Source organism: Streptomyces sp. R41, from assembly GCF_041053055.1.
In the GTDB taxonomy this organism is placed as follows: domain Bacteria; phylum Actinomycetota; class Actinomycetes; order Streptomycetales; family Streptomycetaceae; genus Streptomyces.
In genome coordinates, this window is sequence record NZ_CP163443.1 from 1,804,881 (window position 1) to 1,820,617 (window position 15,737).

A 15,737-nucleotide genomic window follows, 5' to 3' on the forward strand; every position below is an offset into this window, starting at 1 on the left:
AGGATGCACCCGCTGCTCCACCCCCGGGCCGATCCACCACATATCCCTCCCGTGCTCAACTGGCCTACGTGACCGCCACCTTGCCGCGCATCATGCCCAGTCCCCACGGCAAACCCCTCCCGCCCAAGGAATCGGCAGACCTCTTCCGCGCCTTCGCGCGCGATCTGGCCGCAGGCCGACGCCCCTGGACAGCCGAGACCGCCCGCTTCCTCTCCGACCTGTTCGACCAGCTCGCCAGCTCCTGGGACACCGCCCAAGCCACCGGCCGCGACGATCCCGTACGCGACGCCCTCACCCGCGGTGGCCCGTTCCCTCACGGCCCCTGCCTGGAACTCGGCTCCGGCACTGGCCTGTTCACCCCGCGGCTCACCGCCTCCTTCCCCACAGTGATCAGCATCGACCTGTCCGAGGAGATGCTCCGTCACGCCGCCCTGCGCTCGCCGACCCGCGTGCGCGCTGACGCCAGCGCCCTGCCCGCCGCCGACGCCTCGGCCGCGGTCATCGTCGCCATCGACATGCTCCTGTTCCCCCAGGAGACCGCCCGGGTGCTGGCTCCGGACGGGGTACTGCTGTGGATCAACCAGCTTGGCCAGGACGGGCCGCTGTATCTTCCGGCTCAAGACGTCGCGGACGCCCTTCCCGGCCGCTGGACCTCCGTGGAAGCCGCCGCAGGCTGGGGGAGCTGGGCCACACTACGGCGCATCCGTACGGAGGCCAGTACCTCCTAGGCTCGCAATGGGTCGTCAGCGGGCCACCGAAGATGTTCGAACGGTTCCCCCCGACTCGGCGGGGCTATCCAGCAGCTGCGAGGCATGGGGCCGACCCCGAGTGTGTCGTGGCGGCGGCAACGCCCCCGCCACCGCTACGGGCTCTCCGACGTGCAACGACGATGGCACGGCTATGCCCGTGCCCAAGAAGGGGGCGGCGCACTAACTGCCTGCCGGTTCATAGGCGCTGATGACGTAGAGGGCTTCGTCGTCGATCGCGTTCTTCTCCCAGTCCAGCGATATCCGCACCGGGTACCCGTCGGTCGCGTACTCCGCTTCCGCCGTGTCCGCCTGGTCGCGCCGTGCCTGGTCCAGCTTCTTCAACAGCTCGCCAATGGTGGGTACTTCACCGGGTGACTGCTTCACCACCCGCCGACTGCTCTCGTCGAGGCCGACCGCGTCGGCCACCCGGCCGTCCCGGACCGTCACCCGGAACGTCCCGATCAGGGACCGTTCCCCTTCACTCGACGACAGCGTGTAGGCGTACGAGGGAGGCTCCTGCCACGTGGCCTCGCTCTGCGCTGTGGCGCTCTTCGTCCCAGTGCCTGCAACGGATCCCTGAGACGTCGAACTCTCGGCGCCACAGGCGGTAGTCGCGCACATCAGCGCCCCGATCAGCGCGGCAGCGGACACGAAACGCGGGCTGGAGGTTACAGCGATCACGGTGGCTCCTTCGGAGACGGCTACCGCTACGACGTCGGTCCACACACGAACGTTCGGGCAGCTGCGGCACCTGGAGCCGGACTCCGCTGCCGTATCGCACTCGTCATCGCATTCGTCGGTGCCGCCCGCACTCACGGCCGCCTCGCAATGACCGTAACAACCGTTGCCCACAAGGAAGTTGACGCCGAAAAGCCCCGGCCACTAGCCAAGAACGTCGCCCTCAGCTGCGTCTCCCAGGCGGAACCAACTCCGCGTCGCCGGCCGACCCCATCGCCGCCCTCGTGGTCACCGTCGTCGCGGTCAAGGAAGGCCGCGAGGCATGGCGCGGCGACAACTGCTACGCGGTGCAGATCGGGAGCATCACACAAGCCGAGGAGGAGCGGGACGGCTGCGGATGCGGGCCGGGCTGCTCATGGTGCTCCCCCACCGCACAACTATCGCGGAACATCACACGAGGCACGCTCAGACGTGCCCAACAATTCGAACACATGATTGAATTTCAATCATGGCGCACCACACTTTCCCCGACGATCTGGTCGAGGCCCAGCGCGACTGGAATCGCACGTACGAAGCCCTCGCCCGCCGCAATCCGGCCCGCACGAGGGTGCTGCGTCGCCAGCTGCTGGAGCTATCGCGCCAGCTCGTGGGCCATCCGTTCTGGTCCACCACGGCAGGCAGTTCTCGGACAGCGTGGGCGGAGCTGCGGCGTGAGGCACGAGCCCAACCGGAGTCAGAGGGGTCGTGAAAGCATATTTTGCCCGTACCGCTCAGCCACCGACTCCTTGCATCGCCATCCGGCTGGCAGCGGCCGCGGAGGCCCGCCCAAAGGCCGACGAGGGACGGGAGCGCATGACGAGGAGGAGCGCACGAGCGTCGCCCCCAGACTCAGCAAGTCCGCGAATTCGGAGCGGTAGTCAATCGAATCTATCGGGGCTCGCTACCTGCAGGGACGGACGAACCATCCATTCGACCAAGGTGGCAGCGGCCCTGGAGGCAGTCCGGGGGACGCCCGGGGGACACAAAGACGAAGACGATCAAGGACAGAGCGGGCAAAACAGGGAAAGATTCCATCCTGACAGCCGCCACGCACTGGCGGGTCAGTCGTCGACGCCCCGCTGCCGTACGACCGACCCCGTTCTCCCCTTCACCACCTCCAGCTGGGCGTGGATGCGCCGGCGCAGGTCCGCGACGTGGCTCACGATGCCGACGCTGCGGTCGCGCTCCCGCAGTGAGTCGAGGACGTCGAGAACCTCATCGAGGGTCTGGTCGTCGAGACTGCCGAAGCCCTCGTCGATGAAGAGCGTGTCGAGCCGCACGCCACCGGCCTCGTCCGTGACGACGTCCGCGAGGCCGAGGGCGAGCGCGAGGGAGGCGAAGAACGTCTCGCCCCCGGAGAGCGTCGCCGTGTCGCGCTCCCGGCCGGTCCAGGCGTCGACGACGTGCAGCCCGAGCCCGCTGCGGCCACGGCCCGCACGATCGTCGGAGTGCACGAGGGTGTAGCGCCCGGAGGACATCCGCTGCAGTCGCATCGTCGCGGCGGCGGCGACCTGCTCCAGGCGTGCGGCGAGGACGTACGCCTCCAGGCGCATCTTGCGTTCGTTGTCCGCCGACGTGCCCGCCGCGAGGCCGGCCAGTCGGGCCACCCGGTCGTACTCCTCACGCAGCGGCGCCAGACGGCGGACTCCTCTGGCCGCGCGCGCGGAGAGCCCGTCGAGCTCAGCGCAGCGCCGCGCGGCCGCGTCCTGTGCGGAGGCGGCGTCCCGCAGGCGCCGGGCGGCGGACTCGGCGGTCTGCTCCGCGGCCCTCAGGTCGGCGGGCGGCTGCTGGGCCGCGGCCGCCGTGTCGGCCTCGGCGAGTACGGCGCGTACCGCGGACTCCTCCGACTGCCAGGCGTCCAGCCGCCGTTGGAGCTCCCGGTGGGACGCGTCGTCGAGCAGCGCGGTGGCCGCCGCCTGCGGGGTGTCGAACCCGGTGCGGAAGGCCGCGTCGGCGAGTCGCGCGTCGGCGTCCTTGAGGCGCTGCGCGGTGTCCTCGGCCCCGCGCACGGCATCCGCGGCCTCGGTGAGCAGCGCGACCTGCCGCTCCAGCTGCGCGGCCCGCGCGGTGACGCTTCCGGCGGCGCCGCGCGCCTGCTCCAGCTCCCCTTCCAGACCGGCTCTCTCGCGGTCCAGTGCGTCCCTGAGCGAGGCGCGTGACGCGACGCGGCGGGCGGCCGCCTGTTGTGCGGACAGCCGCCGCTCGTGCTCGCGTTCGGCCTGCTCCCGTGCCTCCCGCGCGGCGTGCAGCCCGGAGGCGGCGGCGCGAGCCTCGGCGTACTGCCGCTCCAACTCCTCGCTCTGTTCGGCGAGTTGTGCCGTCGGCGTGTCCCCCGCCTCGGCACTCGCGGCGGCCAGCGCCTCGCGTACGACACCGAGCCGCCGCTCGTCCTCGGCGACCTCCTCGTCGGCGCGGTGATACGCGGCGAGGGCCCGCTCCTCCGCCTCCCGGTCGACATGTCCGGCGATCTTCCGTGCGGGCGCGGGGTGTTCGGTGGCGCCGCAGACGGCGCAGGGCTCGCCGTCGACGAGACCTGCGGCGAGTTCCGCGGCGATGCCGTTCAAGCGCTGTTCCTTCAGGTCCAGCCAGTGGGCGCGCGCCTGCGTGGCGCGTTCGCGCGAGGCGAGGGCACGCACGGCGGCGGCGTCCGTGTCCTGGGCGAACTGGTCACGCTGTCGGGCCGCGTTGAGCCGCTTCAGCGCCGGTTCGCGCTGGACGGCGAGCTGCTCGGCGAGCGTCGCGGCCTCCTGCGCGGACTCGATCCGTGCCTCGACACCCGCGCGGGTTGCCTCCCATGTGGCCAGCCAGCTCTCGGCCTCCTGGAGCACGTCCTCGTCGGCGCGCTCCTGCCGGTCCAAGTCGGTGCGCTCCTCGACGAGTTCGGTCACTCTGCGCTCGGCCCGGCGTGCCGACTCCAGGCCGCCCAGTTCCTCGGCCGCCTTGCGCGCCGCCGCCGCGAGTCCGGGCACACCGGCGCCGGCGAAGGTGTCCGGCAGGGCAGCACGCGCGTGTGCCTCCTCGGCCGCCGCGCGCCGGTGCTCGGCCTCGGCGGCCTCACGCAGGTCGAGCGCGGGGGCCACCGCCTCGGCCTTGCGGGCGCGCTCCATCCGCGCCTGGGCCTCCCGGTGGGCGTCGGCCCGCTCCTCCAGGCGCGCGGCACGCTCCCGAGCCTCCGCGAACCGGCGCTGCAGGCGGGCCACTTCGCGTACGTCGTCGAGCACCCGGTCCGCCGCGGCCTGCGCGGATTCGGCGGCCATACGGGCGCAGTGGGCGATCGTGAGCCGTTCACGGGAGGTACTGCGGGCCACGGCGGCCCAGGCCAGGACGGAGTCGGCGAGGCCCGGATCGCCGGGCGCCAGGTCGGGCAGGTGAACCTGGACGCTGTCCCCGGCCTCCTGCTGCATCCGGTGCGCGTCGGCCAGCAACGCGGCATCCCCGGCGCGCACTTCGGCTTCGGCCGCCCGCCGCCGCTCGGCGAGGCGCTTCTCGACCTCAGCGAAGCGGTGGGTGTCGAAGAGGCGGCCGAGCAGCTTGCCGCGGGCCTCGGCGTCGGCCCGCAGGAAGCGCGCGAAGTCGCCCTGGGGCAACAGCACGACCTGGCAGAACTGCTCGCGGCTCATGCCGAGCAGCTGGGTGATCTCCTCGCCGATCTCCTGGTGGGAGCGGCTGAGGTCCTTCCAGGAGCCCGCCGTCGCGTCGTACTCCCGCAGCCAGCTCTGCGCCTTTTCGGTCGTCGTGCCGATGCCGCGCTTCTTGGGACGCTCCCACGGCGGCTGCCGGGTGATCTCCAACCGGCGGCCGGCGACGGTGAGTTCGAGGCGGATCTCGGAGCGCGTGGCGGGTGCCGCGTGGTCGCTGCGCAGACCAAGACCCTGGCCACTCTGGCGGGCGCCGGGCACCGCTCCGTACAGCGCGTAGCAGACGGCGTCCAGGACGGAGGTCTTGCCCGCGCCCGTCGGCCCGTGCAGCAGGAACAGACCGGCGGCGGACAGCTCGTCGAAGTCGACCTTCTGGGCCCCGCCGAAGGGTCCGAAGGCGGTGATGTCCAGACGGTGCAGCCTCATCAGTCCCCCTCGCAACCCAGCAGGCGTCGGGCCTGCTCGGAGCCCGAAAGCCATCGGGCCTTTTCTGAGCCCGAAGAGCATCGGGCCATCTTGGAGTCCGCAGGGCGTCGGACCGCCTTGGAGTCCACAAGGCATCGAGCCTTCGTGGAATGCAGTGCGCGTGATGTCACCGGGCGCCCTCCATATGCAGCAGCCGTCGCTTCACCTTGCGACCTCCCGTACGGCCTCGTCGGCGCGGACGGCGTCGAACGCGTCCCGCAGCACGGCCTGTTCGTCCGCGTCGGGGCCCGCGCCGCGCACATGGGCCACGAAGTCCTCCGCGATCTGCTGCTCGCTGCGGCCGGCCAGACGCCGGGCGTAGGAGATGTCCGGGTCCTCGGGCGCCCGCTCCGGGTCGAAGACGAGACTGAGCGTGTGCGGGAAGCGCTCCGTCAGCCGCGCCATGGGGTCGGCCGGGCGCACCGGGTCGGTGAGGGTCGCCTCCATCCACGCCTCCTCGTGGCGCTCCAGCTCCGGGTCGGCGAGCAGGTCGTCCAGGTGGCCCCGGACGCGGGCGAGCGCGCGGGGGACGGGGCAGTCGATCCGCTCCGCGCTCAGGGATCCTTCGGGGCCCAGGTCCACGAGCCACATGCTCTTGCGGTGGTCGGTCTCCGAGAACGAGTACGGAAGCGGGGAGCCCGAGTAGCGCACGCGCTCGGTGATGGTCTGGCTGCCGTGCAGATGCCCCAGCGCGGTGTAGTCGACGCCGTCGAAGACGCCGGCGGGCACGGAGGCGACCCCGCCGACGGTGATGTCCCGCTCGCTGTCGCTGGCCTCGCCGCCGGTGACGAAGGCGTGGGCGAGCACGACGGAACGGGTGCCCGGCGCGCGCGTGGCGAGGTCGGCGCGGACCCGGTCCATGGCGGCGGCGAGCACGGCCTCGTGTCCGGCCTTCTCGACCCCGAACTCGTCCTTCACCAGGGCCGGTTCGAGATACGGCAGCCCGTAGAAGGCCACGTCGCCGTGGGCGTCGGCGAGCACCACGGGTGTGCCGCAGGCCGAGGCCGCGGTGCGCAGGTGTATGCCGGCGCGCCCGATGAGACCCGCGCCGACACCGAGCCGGCGCGCCGAGTCGTGGTTCCCGGAGATCATCACCGTGGGCACACCGAGGTCGGCCAGCCGGTGCAGGGCGTCATCGAAGAGCTCGACGGCGGCGAGCGGCGGCACCGCCCGGTCGTACACGTCCCCCGACACGACCACGGCGTCGACGTCACGCTCGCGCGCGGTCGTGACGAGGTGGCCGATGAACTCGGCCTGGGCGCCGAGCATGTTCACCCGGTGGAACGCCCGGCCGAGATGCCAGTCGGAAGTGTGCAGAAGCCTCATGATCCCCGAGACTAACGGGCGGGTCGGACATCACGGGCGGCTACTCCCGTATCGGCCCGTGCTGCCCCGCCTATGCGTCCCCGTATGCCTCTCCGCCCAGTTCGAACCCGGCCGTCCCGGCGGTGACGTCGGCCAGCCACGCCCGGAAGGCCTCCACGTCGGAGTCCGGCAGCCCGATCTCGATGGTGACCGCCTCTTCGTAACGCACGTCACGCACATCGATCCCGGTGGACCGCAGGTCGTTCTGCACTTTGCCGGCCCGCTGGTGGTCCACCGTCACCGCGGCCAGACGAAAGCGTTTACGCGTGATCGTGCCGAGTGCGTCGAGCGCCTCGCCCACCGAGCCGCCGTACGCCCTGATCAGTCCGCCCGCGCCCAGCTTGACCCCGCCGTAGTAGCGGGTCACGACGGCGACGACGTACCGCATGTCGCGGCGCAGCAGCATCTGGAGCATGGGGACGCCGGCGGTGCCGCCGGGTTCGCCGTCGTCGCTCGCCTTCTGGACGGCGGCGTCGGCGCCGACGACGTACGCGTAGCAGTTGTGCGTGGCGTCCGCGTGCTCCTTGCGGACGCCGGCGATGAACTCCTGCGCCTCCTGCTCGGTGGCGGCCGGGGCGAGGGCGCACAGGAAGCGGGAGCGGTTGACCTCGGTCTCGTGCACGCCGGCCCGGGCCACGGTGCGGTACTCGTCCTGCATCACGCCAGCGTATGCGCTGCACGCGCGCGTGGAGGACGGCGGATCCTCGCGGGGCCGCCCCCGACAGCGGCGCGGGCGACGATGTGGTGGATACTCGCTCGTCGTTGTCCAAAGGCCCCGGCCAGACCATCGGCCCCACGGGGCCCGACCGATCGCAGGGAGATCGCAGCATGACCGGCACCCAGGTGGAGAGTAAGGACGCCGCCGAACCCGACGAACCGGGGCCCTCCGCTGCCACGCCCCGCTGGCGGGCATGGCTCCTGGAGGGCCTGAGCGAACAGTCGGCCCGGCACCCGGGCCCGCACGCCACCCCGGACACCGAGCACCAGGGCCACAAGTGGTGGCGGGTCATGTGCCTCACCGGCGTGGACTACTTCTCCACGCTCGGCTACCAGCCGGGTATCGCCGCACTCGCGGCCGGACTGCTCTCCCCGCTCGCGACGCTCGTGCTGATCGCGCTGACCCTGCTCGGCGCGCTGCCGGTCTACCGCCGCGTCGCGCACGAGAGCCCGCACGGCGAGGGCTCGATCGCGATGCTGGAGCGGCTGCTGCCCTGGTGGGCGGGGAAGATCTTCGTTCTCGTGCTGCTCGGGTTCGCAGCCACCGACTTCATGATCACCATCACGCTGTCGGGCGCCGATGCCGCCGCGCACGTCGTGGAGAATCCTTTCGCTCCGCACTGGATGCACCACGCCAACACCTGGATCACCCTCGTCCTGGTCGCCGCCCTGGGTGCGGTTTTCCTGAAGGGCTTCAAGGAGGCCATCGGCATCGCCGTGGCGCTCGTGGCGACGTATCTCACACTCAATGTCGTCGTTCTGGCCGTCGCCGCCTGGGAGGTGCTGAGCCACCCGGTCAGGATCGGCAACTGGACCGACGCGATGACGGCCGAGCACTCCTCGCCGCTCGCCATGATCGCCGTGGCGCTCCTCGTCTTCCCCAAGCTGGCGCTCGGCATGTCCGGCTTCGAGACGGGTGTGGCGGTGATGCCGCAGGTCACGGGCGACCCGACGGACACGCACGCGAAGCCGGTGGGCCGGATCCGGGAGACCCGCAAGCTGCTCACCACGGCCGCCGTGATCATGAGCGGTTTCCTGCTGCTGTCGAGCCTCGCGACGACGATCCTGATCCCGCAGGACGCGTTCAAGAGCGGCGGCCCGGCGAACGGGCGCGCTCTCGCGTATCTCGCGCACGAGCACCTGGGCGAGGCCTTCGGCACGGTCTACGACCTCTCGACCATCGCGATCCTCTGGTTCGCCGGCGCCTCCGCGCTCGCCGGACTCCTCAACCTCGTGCCGCGCTATCTGCCGCGCTACGGAATGGCCCCGGAGTGGACCCGCGCGGTGCGCCCGCTGGTCCTGGTCTTCATGGCGGCCGCGGTCTTCATCACGCTGTGGTTCCACGCGAACGTCGACGACCAGAGCGGCGCCTACGCGACCGGTGTGCTGGTCCTGATGCTCTCCGCGTCCTTCGCCTCGGCGGTCGCCGTGCACAGGCGGGGCCGGCGGGCCGCCGCGATCGGCTTCGGCGCGATCACCGCGGTCTTCGGATACACCCTGGTCACCAATGTGATCGAGCGTCCGGACGGCATCAAGATCGCGCTGATCTTCATCCTCGGGATCCTGATCACCTCGTTCGCGTCCCGCGTCCGCCGCGCCTTCGAACTGCGCGCCGCCGACGTCACGTTCGACGACGCGGCGGCCCGGTTCATCGACGAAGCCGCCGCGAGCGGCCCCCTGCGGCTGATCGCGAACGAGCCGCAGGAGCACAGCACCCGGGAGTACCGCGCCAAGGAGTACAGCCAGCGCGAGCACACCCACATCCCCGACGGCCGCCCGGTGCTGTTCCTGGAGATCTTCGTCACGGACTCCTCGGACTTCACGGCCGACCTGGCCGTGCACGGTGACGAGAAGCACGGCGTGCGCAGGCTGCGGGTGGAGGGCGCGACCGTGCCCAACACGATCGCCGCCGTCCTCATGCAGCTGCGCGAGCGAACCGGCCAGGTGCCCAACGCATACTTCAACTGGACCGAGGGCAACCCGCTGAGCCACCTCGTGCGCTTCCTCGTCTTCGGCGAGGGCGAGGTCGCCCCGGTCACCCGCGAGGTGCTCCGGCGCGCGGAGCCCGACCCGGAGCGCAGGCCCCGGGTCCACGTCGGCTGAGCCTCAGGGGTGCTTCTTGCCCCTCGGCACGATCAGGTCCGTCAACAGGGCTGTGCCGGGGGTGAGTTCCCGCCAAGTGCTGCCGTGCCAGGCGAGGACCGCGACTGCCGAGGTCGGGAACTTCGTGCGTACGTGGTCCAGCGCCTCGTCGAGCCCGTCCCCGGCGAGTTCGAGGACCAGCTCCTCGAGGCCGGGGTTGTGCCCGATCAGCAGCAACGTCCGGACCTGGTCCGCGACTTCGTGCACGGCCTCCAGCAGCTCCGGTACGTCCGCGCCGTACAGCCGCGCGTCCAGCCGTACGGGCGGCGGGGTGCCCCACTGCTCCGCGGCCAGCTCCCAGGTCCGGACGGCGCGTGCCGCGGTGGAGCACAGCGCGAGGTCCGGCAGGCAGTCGGCCTCGACGAGGGCGCGCCCGGCCGCCGGGGCGTCGCGCCGGCCGCGCGGTGCGAGGGGCCGCTCGTGATCGGCCACGCCCGCGGGCCAGGCGGACTTCGCGTGCCGCAGGACGACGAGTCTGCGCAGCGGGCCGGCTCCGGCGCGCGCCATCACAGCGACGCCCCGATCTCCCGGGTGAGTTCGAGCCCGAGGAGACGGTCCGCGTAGGCGTACGTCTCGAAGCGGGCTCCTTCCGGCACGTCGGACGTCTCCACCCAGCGAAGCACGCCGAGCACACCGGGTACGTCCAGGTCGTCCTCCCAGGCGGCGCGCAGCCGTTGGCGTACGTCCTCGGGGACGGGCCGGGACGGCCGGGTCGCCCAGCCGGCGACCGCACCGCGCCAGCGCGTGAGCGTGTCGTCGGCGTCCGCCAGGGTGGCCGCGTCGAGCCGCACGGGCTCGTCCCTGGGGTGCGCGAGCAGGGCCAGGCGCAGGACGCCGGGATCCACGGAACCGGGATCGCTGCCGGGGTCGACGGGCGCGACCTCGACGCGTACTCCGCCCGTCGCCCCGCCCTCCATCGCCGAAGACTCCGGTGCGAGTACGTGGATGGTCTGTGCCTCGCCCGGCGCCGCCGCGGTGTCGTGGTGGTCCTCGAACGGCCGGATACCGAGGGCCGCGGCACCCGCCCGGAGTTCCGCCCGGTCGGCCCCCGAGCTCAGCGTCGCCCAGACGGGTGTGCCGCCCAGTTCCAGGGCCCGTACGAGGACGTCGGCGACGAGAAGCACCCGTAGGCCTGTGGTGTCGAACCCGGACGCGCGGGCGTGGACGCGGACCAGACTGCGGCGGGCATGGGCGGCGTCGGTGGGCTTGCCCGTTCGGGCGTCGATGATACGGAGCACGAGGTGAGCGTAGGCGGGCCGGAGGCCGGGCGCAGGGAGGTGGGACCTATTCCGGACATGCGTACGTGTTTCAAGATCTGCGGAATCCGTCTTCAGTCAAGGTCTACGGGTCCGGCTTTGGACCGGTCTGTGGATCCGCACCCGGTCGAGCACGGCGACCGCGGAGGTCTCCCCCAGGATGTCCTCGACGCGGGGCAGAAAGTCGCGCAGCCGCCGTTCCTCGTCGACGATCACCACCGCGCAGGGGCCCTTCGCCGCGAGATGGGACGGTCTCGGGTGTCCGGCGCCGAAGCCGGTGAGGCCGTGGAAGACGCTCGCCCCCGACAGTCCCTCCCGCCGGGCCCGGTGCACGAGTTCGGCGTACGCGGGCCGGTGGTGCCAGAGTGCGGCCGCGTCGAGGTGAATGGTGAGGCGCGCGGCGGCGCCGTAGGAGCCGTGTGAGCCGTCGGAGCCGTCCATGAGGTCACCCCTGGTCCGACCGTACTGCGGTCTCGGTCAACCGTCCCCAAGTACCGGACGTACGGGTGCTCTTCGGGCCCGAAAGGTGTGACGGCCGCCCGTACCCCCGAATGCGTCCCGTGGCCGATTCCCCGCCCGTCACCCTCACCGTTGCGCGTCGGCTCCGGATGCGCACCGGATTCCCCGACCCTCACGCAGGGGCCACACACGGGATCCGCGTACCTGGGTTCGACCGGCTTCGGCAAGCCATCACGCGGCGTTCATGGCAACGCCACACATGTGCCCCCGCGGCCTGAATGAGTGGTTCCGCTCAGTGAGTCACTCGGAGGCACCGGAGGGCGCCCCATGGCCGGGACCGAACCCGCGTCCACCATCAATCGCCGTCGCTTTCTGCTCGCCTCGGGCGCCGCCGTGGCAGCCGGGGCGGCGGGAACGACGGGAGCACTTCTCCCGCGTCAGCGCCGGTCTCCTTCCCCGGAGCCCGCTGTACGAGCCGTGGCCCGGCGCCCGGCACCGTACGCGACGACGACCCTGGAGACGACGGCCCGCCTCGGCGGTACCCCGCACTCCGGCACCTACCGGCGGCTGGTCTCGGGTCCCGGCTGGCCCCTGGCCGTAAGGGGAGAGCTCGCCGCTCCCCGTGCCGGCCGCGACGACCGGCGTACCGCGCTCGCGTGCTTCGTCCAGTTCACCGACCTGCACCTCACCGACGTACAGAACCCACTGCGCACGGAGTTCCTGCGGTCGCGCGCGGCCGCCGCGTGGCGGCCGCAGGAGGCGCTCACGGTGGCAGGTGCGGTCGCGCTCGTGGAGCAGGTGAACGCCCTCGGCGGGGGCCCGCACACCGGGCTGCCGCCCGCGTTCGTCATGACGACGGGCGACAATTTCGACAACAACTCCGTGATCGAGCTGGAGTGGTTCCTCACGCTGATGAGCGGCGGCCGGATCACGCCCAACACCGGTGACCCGGCAGCGTACGAGGGCGTCCAGAACTCCGGCCTGCCCCTTTACTGGCACCCGGACGACGCGGCCCTTCGTGACCTGGACAAGCGGCGCGGGCTGCCGCTGATACCCGGCTTCCTGGACGCCGTGACCCGGCAGGTGACCAGCCCGGGGCTCCGCGTCCCCTGGTACTCCACGATCGGCAACCACGACGCTCTGCCCGGCGGTTGTCTCTCGCCGGCGCTCAACGACTTCGCCGTCGGCTCCCGCAAGCTGCTGTCCGTCCCGGCCGCGGACGCCGCCGCCTACGCGAACGCGCTGCGAACGGGCGACGACCCCAAGAGCGAGGTGCTCAAGGCGGTCCTGAGCAGGCACGCGGCCTCGGCACGGACCGTGACGGCCGACGAGCGGCGCCGGGTGTGCACCCCGCACGACTATCTGGCCGCGCATCTCGACCCCGCGCATGCCGGTGCCGGTCCGGTCGGCCACGGCTATACGCAGGACCACGTGGACGGCGAGCGGATGTACTACAGCTTCCGGATCGCCGAGAACGTCATCGGCATCAGCATCGACACGACGTACCGCAGCGGCCACTACGAGGGTTCACTCGGCACCGAGCAGCTCCGCTGGCTGGAACGGACACTGGCCGCGCACAGTTCCCGGTCCTACGACGCGGACGGCCGCCTCGTACGCGATCTGGGTGCCGACGACGCCCACATCCTGGTCTTCAGCCACCACCACAGCCCGAGCATGACGCGCCGCCCCGACGCCGCCCGCACGGACGAGCCGCGGCACGACGGCGCGGAGGTCATCGCCCTGCTCAGCCGGTTCCCGAACGTGGTCGCCTGGATCAACGGGCACAGCCACGTCAACCGGATCACACCGCACGCGCACGGCACGCCCGCGCGCTCCTTCTGGGAGGTCAACACCGCCTCCCACGTGGACTATCCGCACCACGCCCGCCTGTTCGAGCTCGCCGACAACGGGGACGGGACGCTCTCCCTCTTCACCACACTCATCGAGACCGCCGCCCCGCACAGCAGCGCCCCCGCCTTCGACGACCTGTCGGCGGTGGGCCTCGCGTCCCTCTACCGGGAGCTGGCGTACAACGCTCCCGGCCTGGCCGAGGGCATGAAGGCCGGGGTCCAGGAGGGCTGGGCGGGCGGCGCGGGCGACCGCAACACGGAGCTGTTGGGAATCAGCCTGTGACGCTCGCTGTTCGCCCCTGAGCATCCATGACGCCGAGCACCCGTGAAACTCGGCATCCATGACAGGGACCCCTAGGAGGCCGACCATGTACGGCGACCCGGCAACGATCCGCAAGATCCTCACCGAGCTCGGCGACACCTGGGCGATCGTCGGCCTCTCCTCGAACCAGCGCCGCGCGGCATACGGGGTCGCCGACGTCCTCCAGCGCTACGGCAAGCGCATCGTGCCCGTGCACCCGAAGGCCGAGACCGTCCACGGCGAGAAGGGATACGCCTCCCTGAAGGACGTCCCCTTCGATGTCGATGTCGTCGACGTGTTCGTCAACAGCGACCTCGCCGGCCCCGTCGCCGACGAAGCCGCCGTCATCGGGGCCAAGGCCGTCTGGTTCCAGCTCGACGTCATCGACGAGGCCGCCTACGACCGGACCCGGGCCGCCGGGCTCGACATGGTGATGGACTTCTGCCCGGCCATCGAAATCCCACGGCTCGGCTGACCGGCACCGCCCGGGTGTGCCGCGCTCCGGCCGCCCTGCCGGCAAATGCTGTTGACGTCCGGTGGGCCACACCGGTTTCCTGCACCCCGTGCCCACTCTTCGCATCGAACAGCCGGACGACGACGCCCGTCTCAAGGACTGGCAGCACGTCCACAATGTGACCGTCCCGCCCGCCGCCATGTCGCTCGACGACGTACGGGAGCGCGTCCGGCGCAACCGCCTGGAGGTCGCGTATCTCGGCGACGTCCTGGTCGGCTGCACGACGGTGCGTCCGCCCACGAACGACACCGCCACGGCCACGGTGATCGCGCGCGTGCTCGCCGAGCACCGCGGGCAGGGCTTCGGCGAGGAGCTGTACGCACGTGGGCTCGAGCAGGCGCGCGAACTGGGCGCCGAGGTGATCGAGACGGTGGTCCTGGCGGCCAACGAGGACGGTCTGCGGTTCGCGCGGAAGCACGGCTTCGTCGAGATCGAGCGATATGTGCTGCCGGGCGAGACCGCCGAATGGATCGATCTGCGGCTGGCCTGAGCCGGCGACTCCTCCTCCCGCGTGCCGAGGCCGTTCACTTCCCCCGGTCGAGGAAGTCGGCGACGGTCTCCCTGAAGCCGTCCGGATCGTCGAGCCACGGGAAGTGACCGGCGTCCGGCTGGACGGTCAACTCGGCCCGGGGGAAGAGTTCCGCGATGGCAGCGGCGACGCGCGGAAGCGGGCCACTGTCCAGCGCGCCCGCGACGAGCAGCACCCGCGCGTCCCAGGCGGCGACCACCGCGCGGGCTTCTTCGGGATCGAAGGCTTCGCCGGGGGCATAGCGGTCCGCGGCCTCCTCGTTGGTCTGTTCGACGTCGGTCGCCGCATGCGCCTCGGCCTCCGCGTCCCAACGGCCGTAGAAGAACGGGGTGATGGCGTCCCAGTCGGTGTCGCCGGCCGAGCCGGCCCAGACCCGTTCGTAGGCCTCGTGGGCTGCCTCGAACCACGGCTCCGCCTTGCGCAGGGCGGCCGCCTCCCTGCGGTGCTCCTCGGTGAAGTCGACGCCGAGGGCCCGCGCACGGCCGGTGACCAGCGTGAGGGAGCGGACGCGCCGCGGGTACCCGGCCGCGTACAGGAGGGCGAGGTCGCCGCCCGCCGAGTGGGCGAGCAGGTCGACACGTTCAAGCCCGAGGTGCGCGCGGAGTGCCTCGACGTCGCCCACCTGCCGGTCGCAGCGGTACGTCGCCGGGTCGGCCGGGACGCCGGAGTCGCCGGTGCCCCGCAGGTCGAGCCTGATCAGCCGGCGGTGCCGTGACAGTCCACCGAGGTCGCCGAGGTAGGCGGAGGCACGCATCGGCCCACCGGGCAGACAGAGCAGGGGCTCGCCCTCCCCCTCGACGTGGTAGGCGAGTTGGGTCGCGTCGGGGGCGGTGAAGGTCGGCATGGCGCCATCCTCGTGACCGCGTGACGATCACGGCAAGCGGTTTACGCGGCGGGCGACGGGGACCCGCGCACGCGCCCCACCGTGCCCCGCGGGACCTCCGTCCGATACGCCCGCAAACACATGTTCACCTTTACTCCGGCATGCGTGGGCTTTGCTTCCGGTTCGCCGTGTGTACGCCTGCGATTGCTTCC

14 protein-coding genes are annotated in these 15,737 nt (G+C 71.7%); 6 read left to right on the plus strand and 8 right to left on the minus strand.

Going from position 1 to position 15,737, the window contains the following annotated elements:
* The first annotated feature begins 92 nt into the window (after positions 1 to 92).
* Positions 93 to 728, plus strand: a complete 636-nt coding sequence (locus AB5J53_RS08575) for a methyltransferase domain-containing protein (protein ID WP_369245016.1) — start codon at positions 93 to 95, stop codon at positions 726 to 728.
* 201 nt (positions 729 to 929) lie between these two features.
* On the opposite strand, the gene AB5J53_RS08580 is transcribed toward AB5J53_RS08575, so the two are convergent.
* On the minus strand, positions 930 to 1,430 hold the full coding sequence (locus tag AB5J53_RS08580; protein ID WP_369245017.1) for a DUF6174 domain-containing protein: 501 nt from the start codon (positions 1,428 to 1,430) through the stop codon (positions 930 to 932).
* Between the two features lie 505 nt (positions 1,431 to 1,935).
* On the opposite strand from AB5J53_RS08580, the gene AB5J53_RS08585 reads away from it, so the two are divergent.
* Positions 1,936 to 2,175: a hypothetical protein gene (locus AB5J53_RS08585; protein WP_369245018.1), complete on the plus strand. Its 240-nt coding sequence runs from the start codon at positions 1,936 to 1,938 to the stop codon at positions 2,173 to 2,175.
* Positions 2,176 to 2,527: 352 nt separating this feature from the next.
* On the opposite strand, the gene AB5J53_RS08590 is transcribed toward AB5J53_RS08585, so the two are convergent.
* From AB5J53_RS08590 to AB5J53_RS08600, 3 genes are all read right to left on the minus strand, one after another.
* Positions 2,528 to 5,530, minus strand: a complete 3,003-nt coding sequence (locus tag AB5J53_RS08590) for an AAA family ATPase (RefSeq protein ID WP_369245019.1) — start codon at positions 5,528 to 5,530, stop codon at positions 2,528 to 2,530.
* A 201-nt stretch (positions 5,531 to 5,731) separates the two neighbouring features.
* Positions 5,732 to 6,895 carry an exonuclease SbcCD subunit D gene (locus AB5J53_RS08595; protein ID WP_369245020.1) on the minus strand — a complete coding sequence of 388 codons (1,164 nt, stop codon included), beginning with the start codon at positions 6,893 to 6,895 and terminating at the stop codon, positions 5,732 to 5,734.
* A 70-nt stretch (positions 6,896 to 6,965) separates the two neighbouring features.
* A complete protein-coding gene (locus AB5J53_RS08600; protein WP_369245021.1) occupies positions 6,966 to 7,592 on the minus strand; it encodes a YigZ family protein in 627 nt (208 codons plus the stop codon).
* A gap of 170 nt (positions 7,593 to 7,762) precedes the next feature.
* Between AB5J53_RS08600 and AB5J53_RS08605 the strand changes: the two genes are divergently transcribed.
* A complete protein-coding gene (locus AB5J53_RS08605) occupies positions 7,763 to 9,754 on the plus strand; it encodes an amino acid transporter (protein WP_369245022.1) in 1,992 nt (663 codons plus the stop codon).
* A gap of 3 nt (positions 9,755 to 9,757) precedes the next feature.
* Here AB5J53_RS08605 and AB5J53_RS08610 read toward each other — a convergent pair whose 3' ends face one another.
* The 3 genes from AB5J53_RS08610 to AB5J53_RS08620 form a co-directional block, all read right to left on the minus strand.
* Positions 9,758 to 10,303 carry a histidine phosphatase family protein gene (locus tag AB5J53_RS08610; RefSeq protein ID WP_369245023.1) on the minus strand — a complete coding sequence of 182 codons (546 nt, stop codon included), beginning with the start codon at positions 10,301 to 10,303 and terminating at the stop codon, positions 9,758 to 9,760.
* Positions 10,300 to 11,031 (minus strand): hypothetical protein, encoded by a 732-nt coding sequence (locus AB5J53_RS08615; RefSeq protein WP_369245024.1) that lies wholly within the window; start codon positions 11,029 to 11,031, stop codon positions 10,300 to 10,302. The genes AB5J53_RS08610 and AB5J53_RS08615 overlap by 4 nt, the downstream gene beginning before the upstream one ends.
* 96 nt (positions 11,032 to 11,127) lie before the next feature.
* On the minus strand, positions 11,128 to 11,490 hold the full coding sequence (locus AB5J53_RS08620; protein ID WP_369245025.1) for a DUF190 domain-containing protein: 363 nt from the start codon (positions 11,488 to 11,490) through the stop codon (positions 11,128 to 11,130).
* A gap of 345 nt (positions 11,491 to 11,835) precedes the next feature.
* On the opposite strand from AB5J53_RS08620, the gene AB5J53_RS08625 reads away from it, so the two are divergent.
* The 3 genes from AB5J53_RS08625 to AB5J53_RS08635 all read left to right on the plus strand — a co-directional run bounded on the left by AB5J53_RS08625 (position 11,836) and on the right by AB5J53_RS08635 (position 14,663).
* Complete coding sequence (locus AB5J53_RS08625) at positions 11,836 to 13,641, plus strand: TIGR03767 family metallophosphoesterase (RefSeq protein ID WP_369245026.1); 1,806 nt, start codon at positions 11,836 to 11,838, stop codon at positions 13,639 to 13,641.
* 85 nt (positions 13,642 to 13,726) lie between these two features.
* Positions 13,727 to 14,134 (plus strand): CoA-binding protein, encoded by a 408-nt coding sequence (locus tag AB5J53_RS08630; RefSeq protein WP_369252118.1) that lies wholly within the window; start codon positions 13,727 to 13,729, stop codon positions 14,132 to 14,134.
* Between the two features lie 88 nt (positions 14,135 to 14,222).
* Complete coding sequence (locus tag AB5J53_RS08635; RefSeq protein WP_369245027.1) at positions 14,223 to 14,663, plus strand: GNAT family N-acetyltransferase; 441 nt, start codon at positions 14,223 to 14,225, stop codon at positions 14,661 to 14,663.
* Between the two features lie 34 nt (positions 14,664 to 14,697).
* On the opposite strand, the gene AB5J53_RS08640 is transcribed toward AB5J53_RS08635, so the two are convergent.
* Positions 14,698 to 15,546 (minus strand): alpha/beta fold hydrolase, encoded by an 849-nt coding sequence (locus AB5J53_RS08640; RefSeq protein WP_369245028.1) that lies wholly within the window; start codon positions 15,544 to 15,546, stop codon positions 14,698 to 14,700.
* Between the last annotated feature and the right edge of the window lie 191 nt (positions 15,547 to 15,737).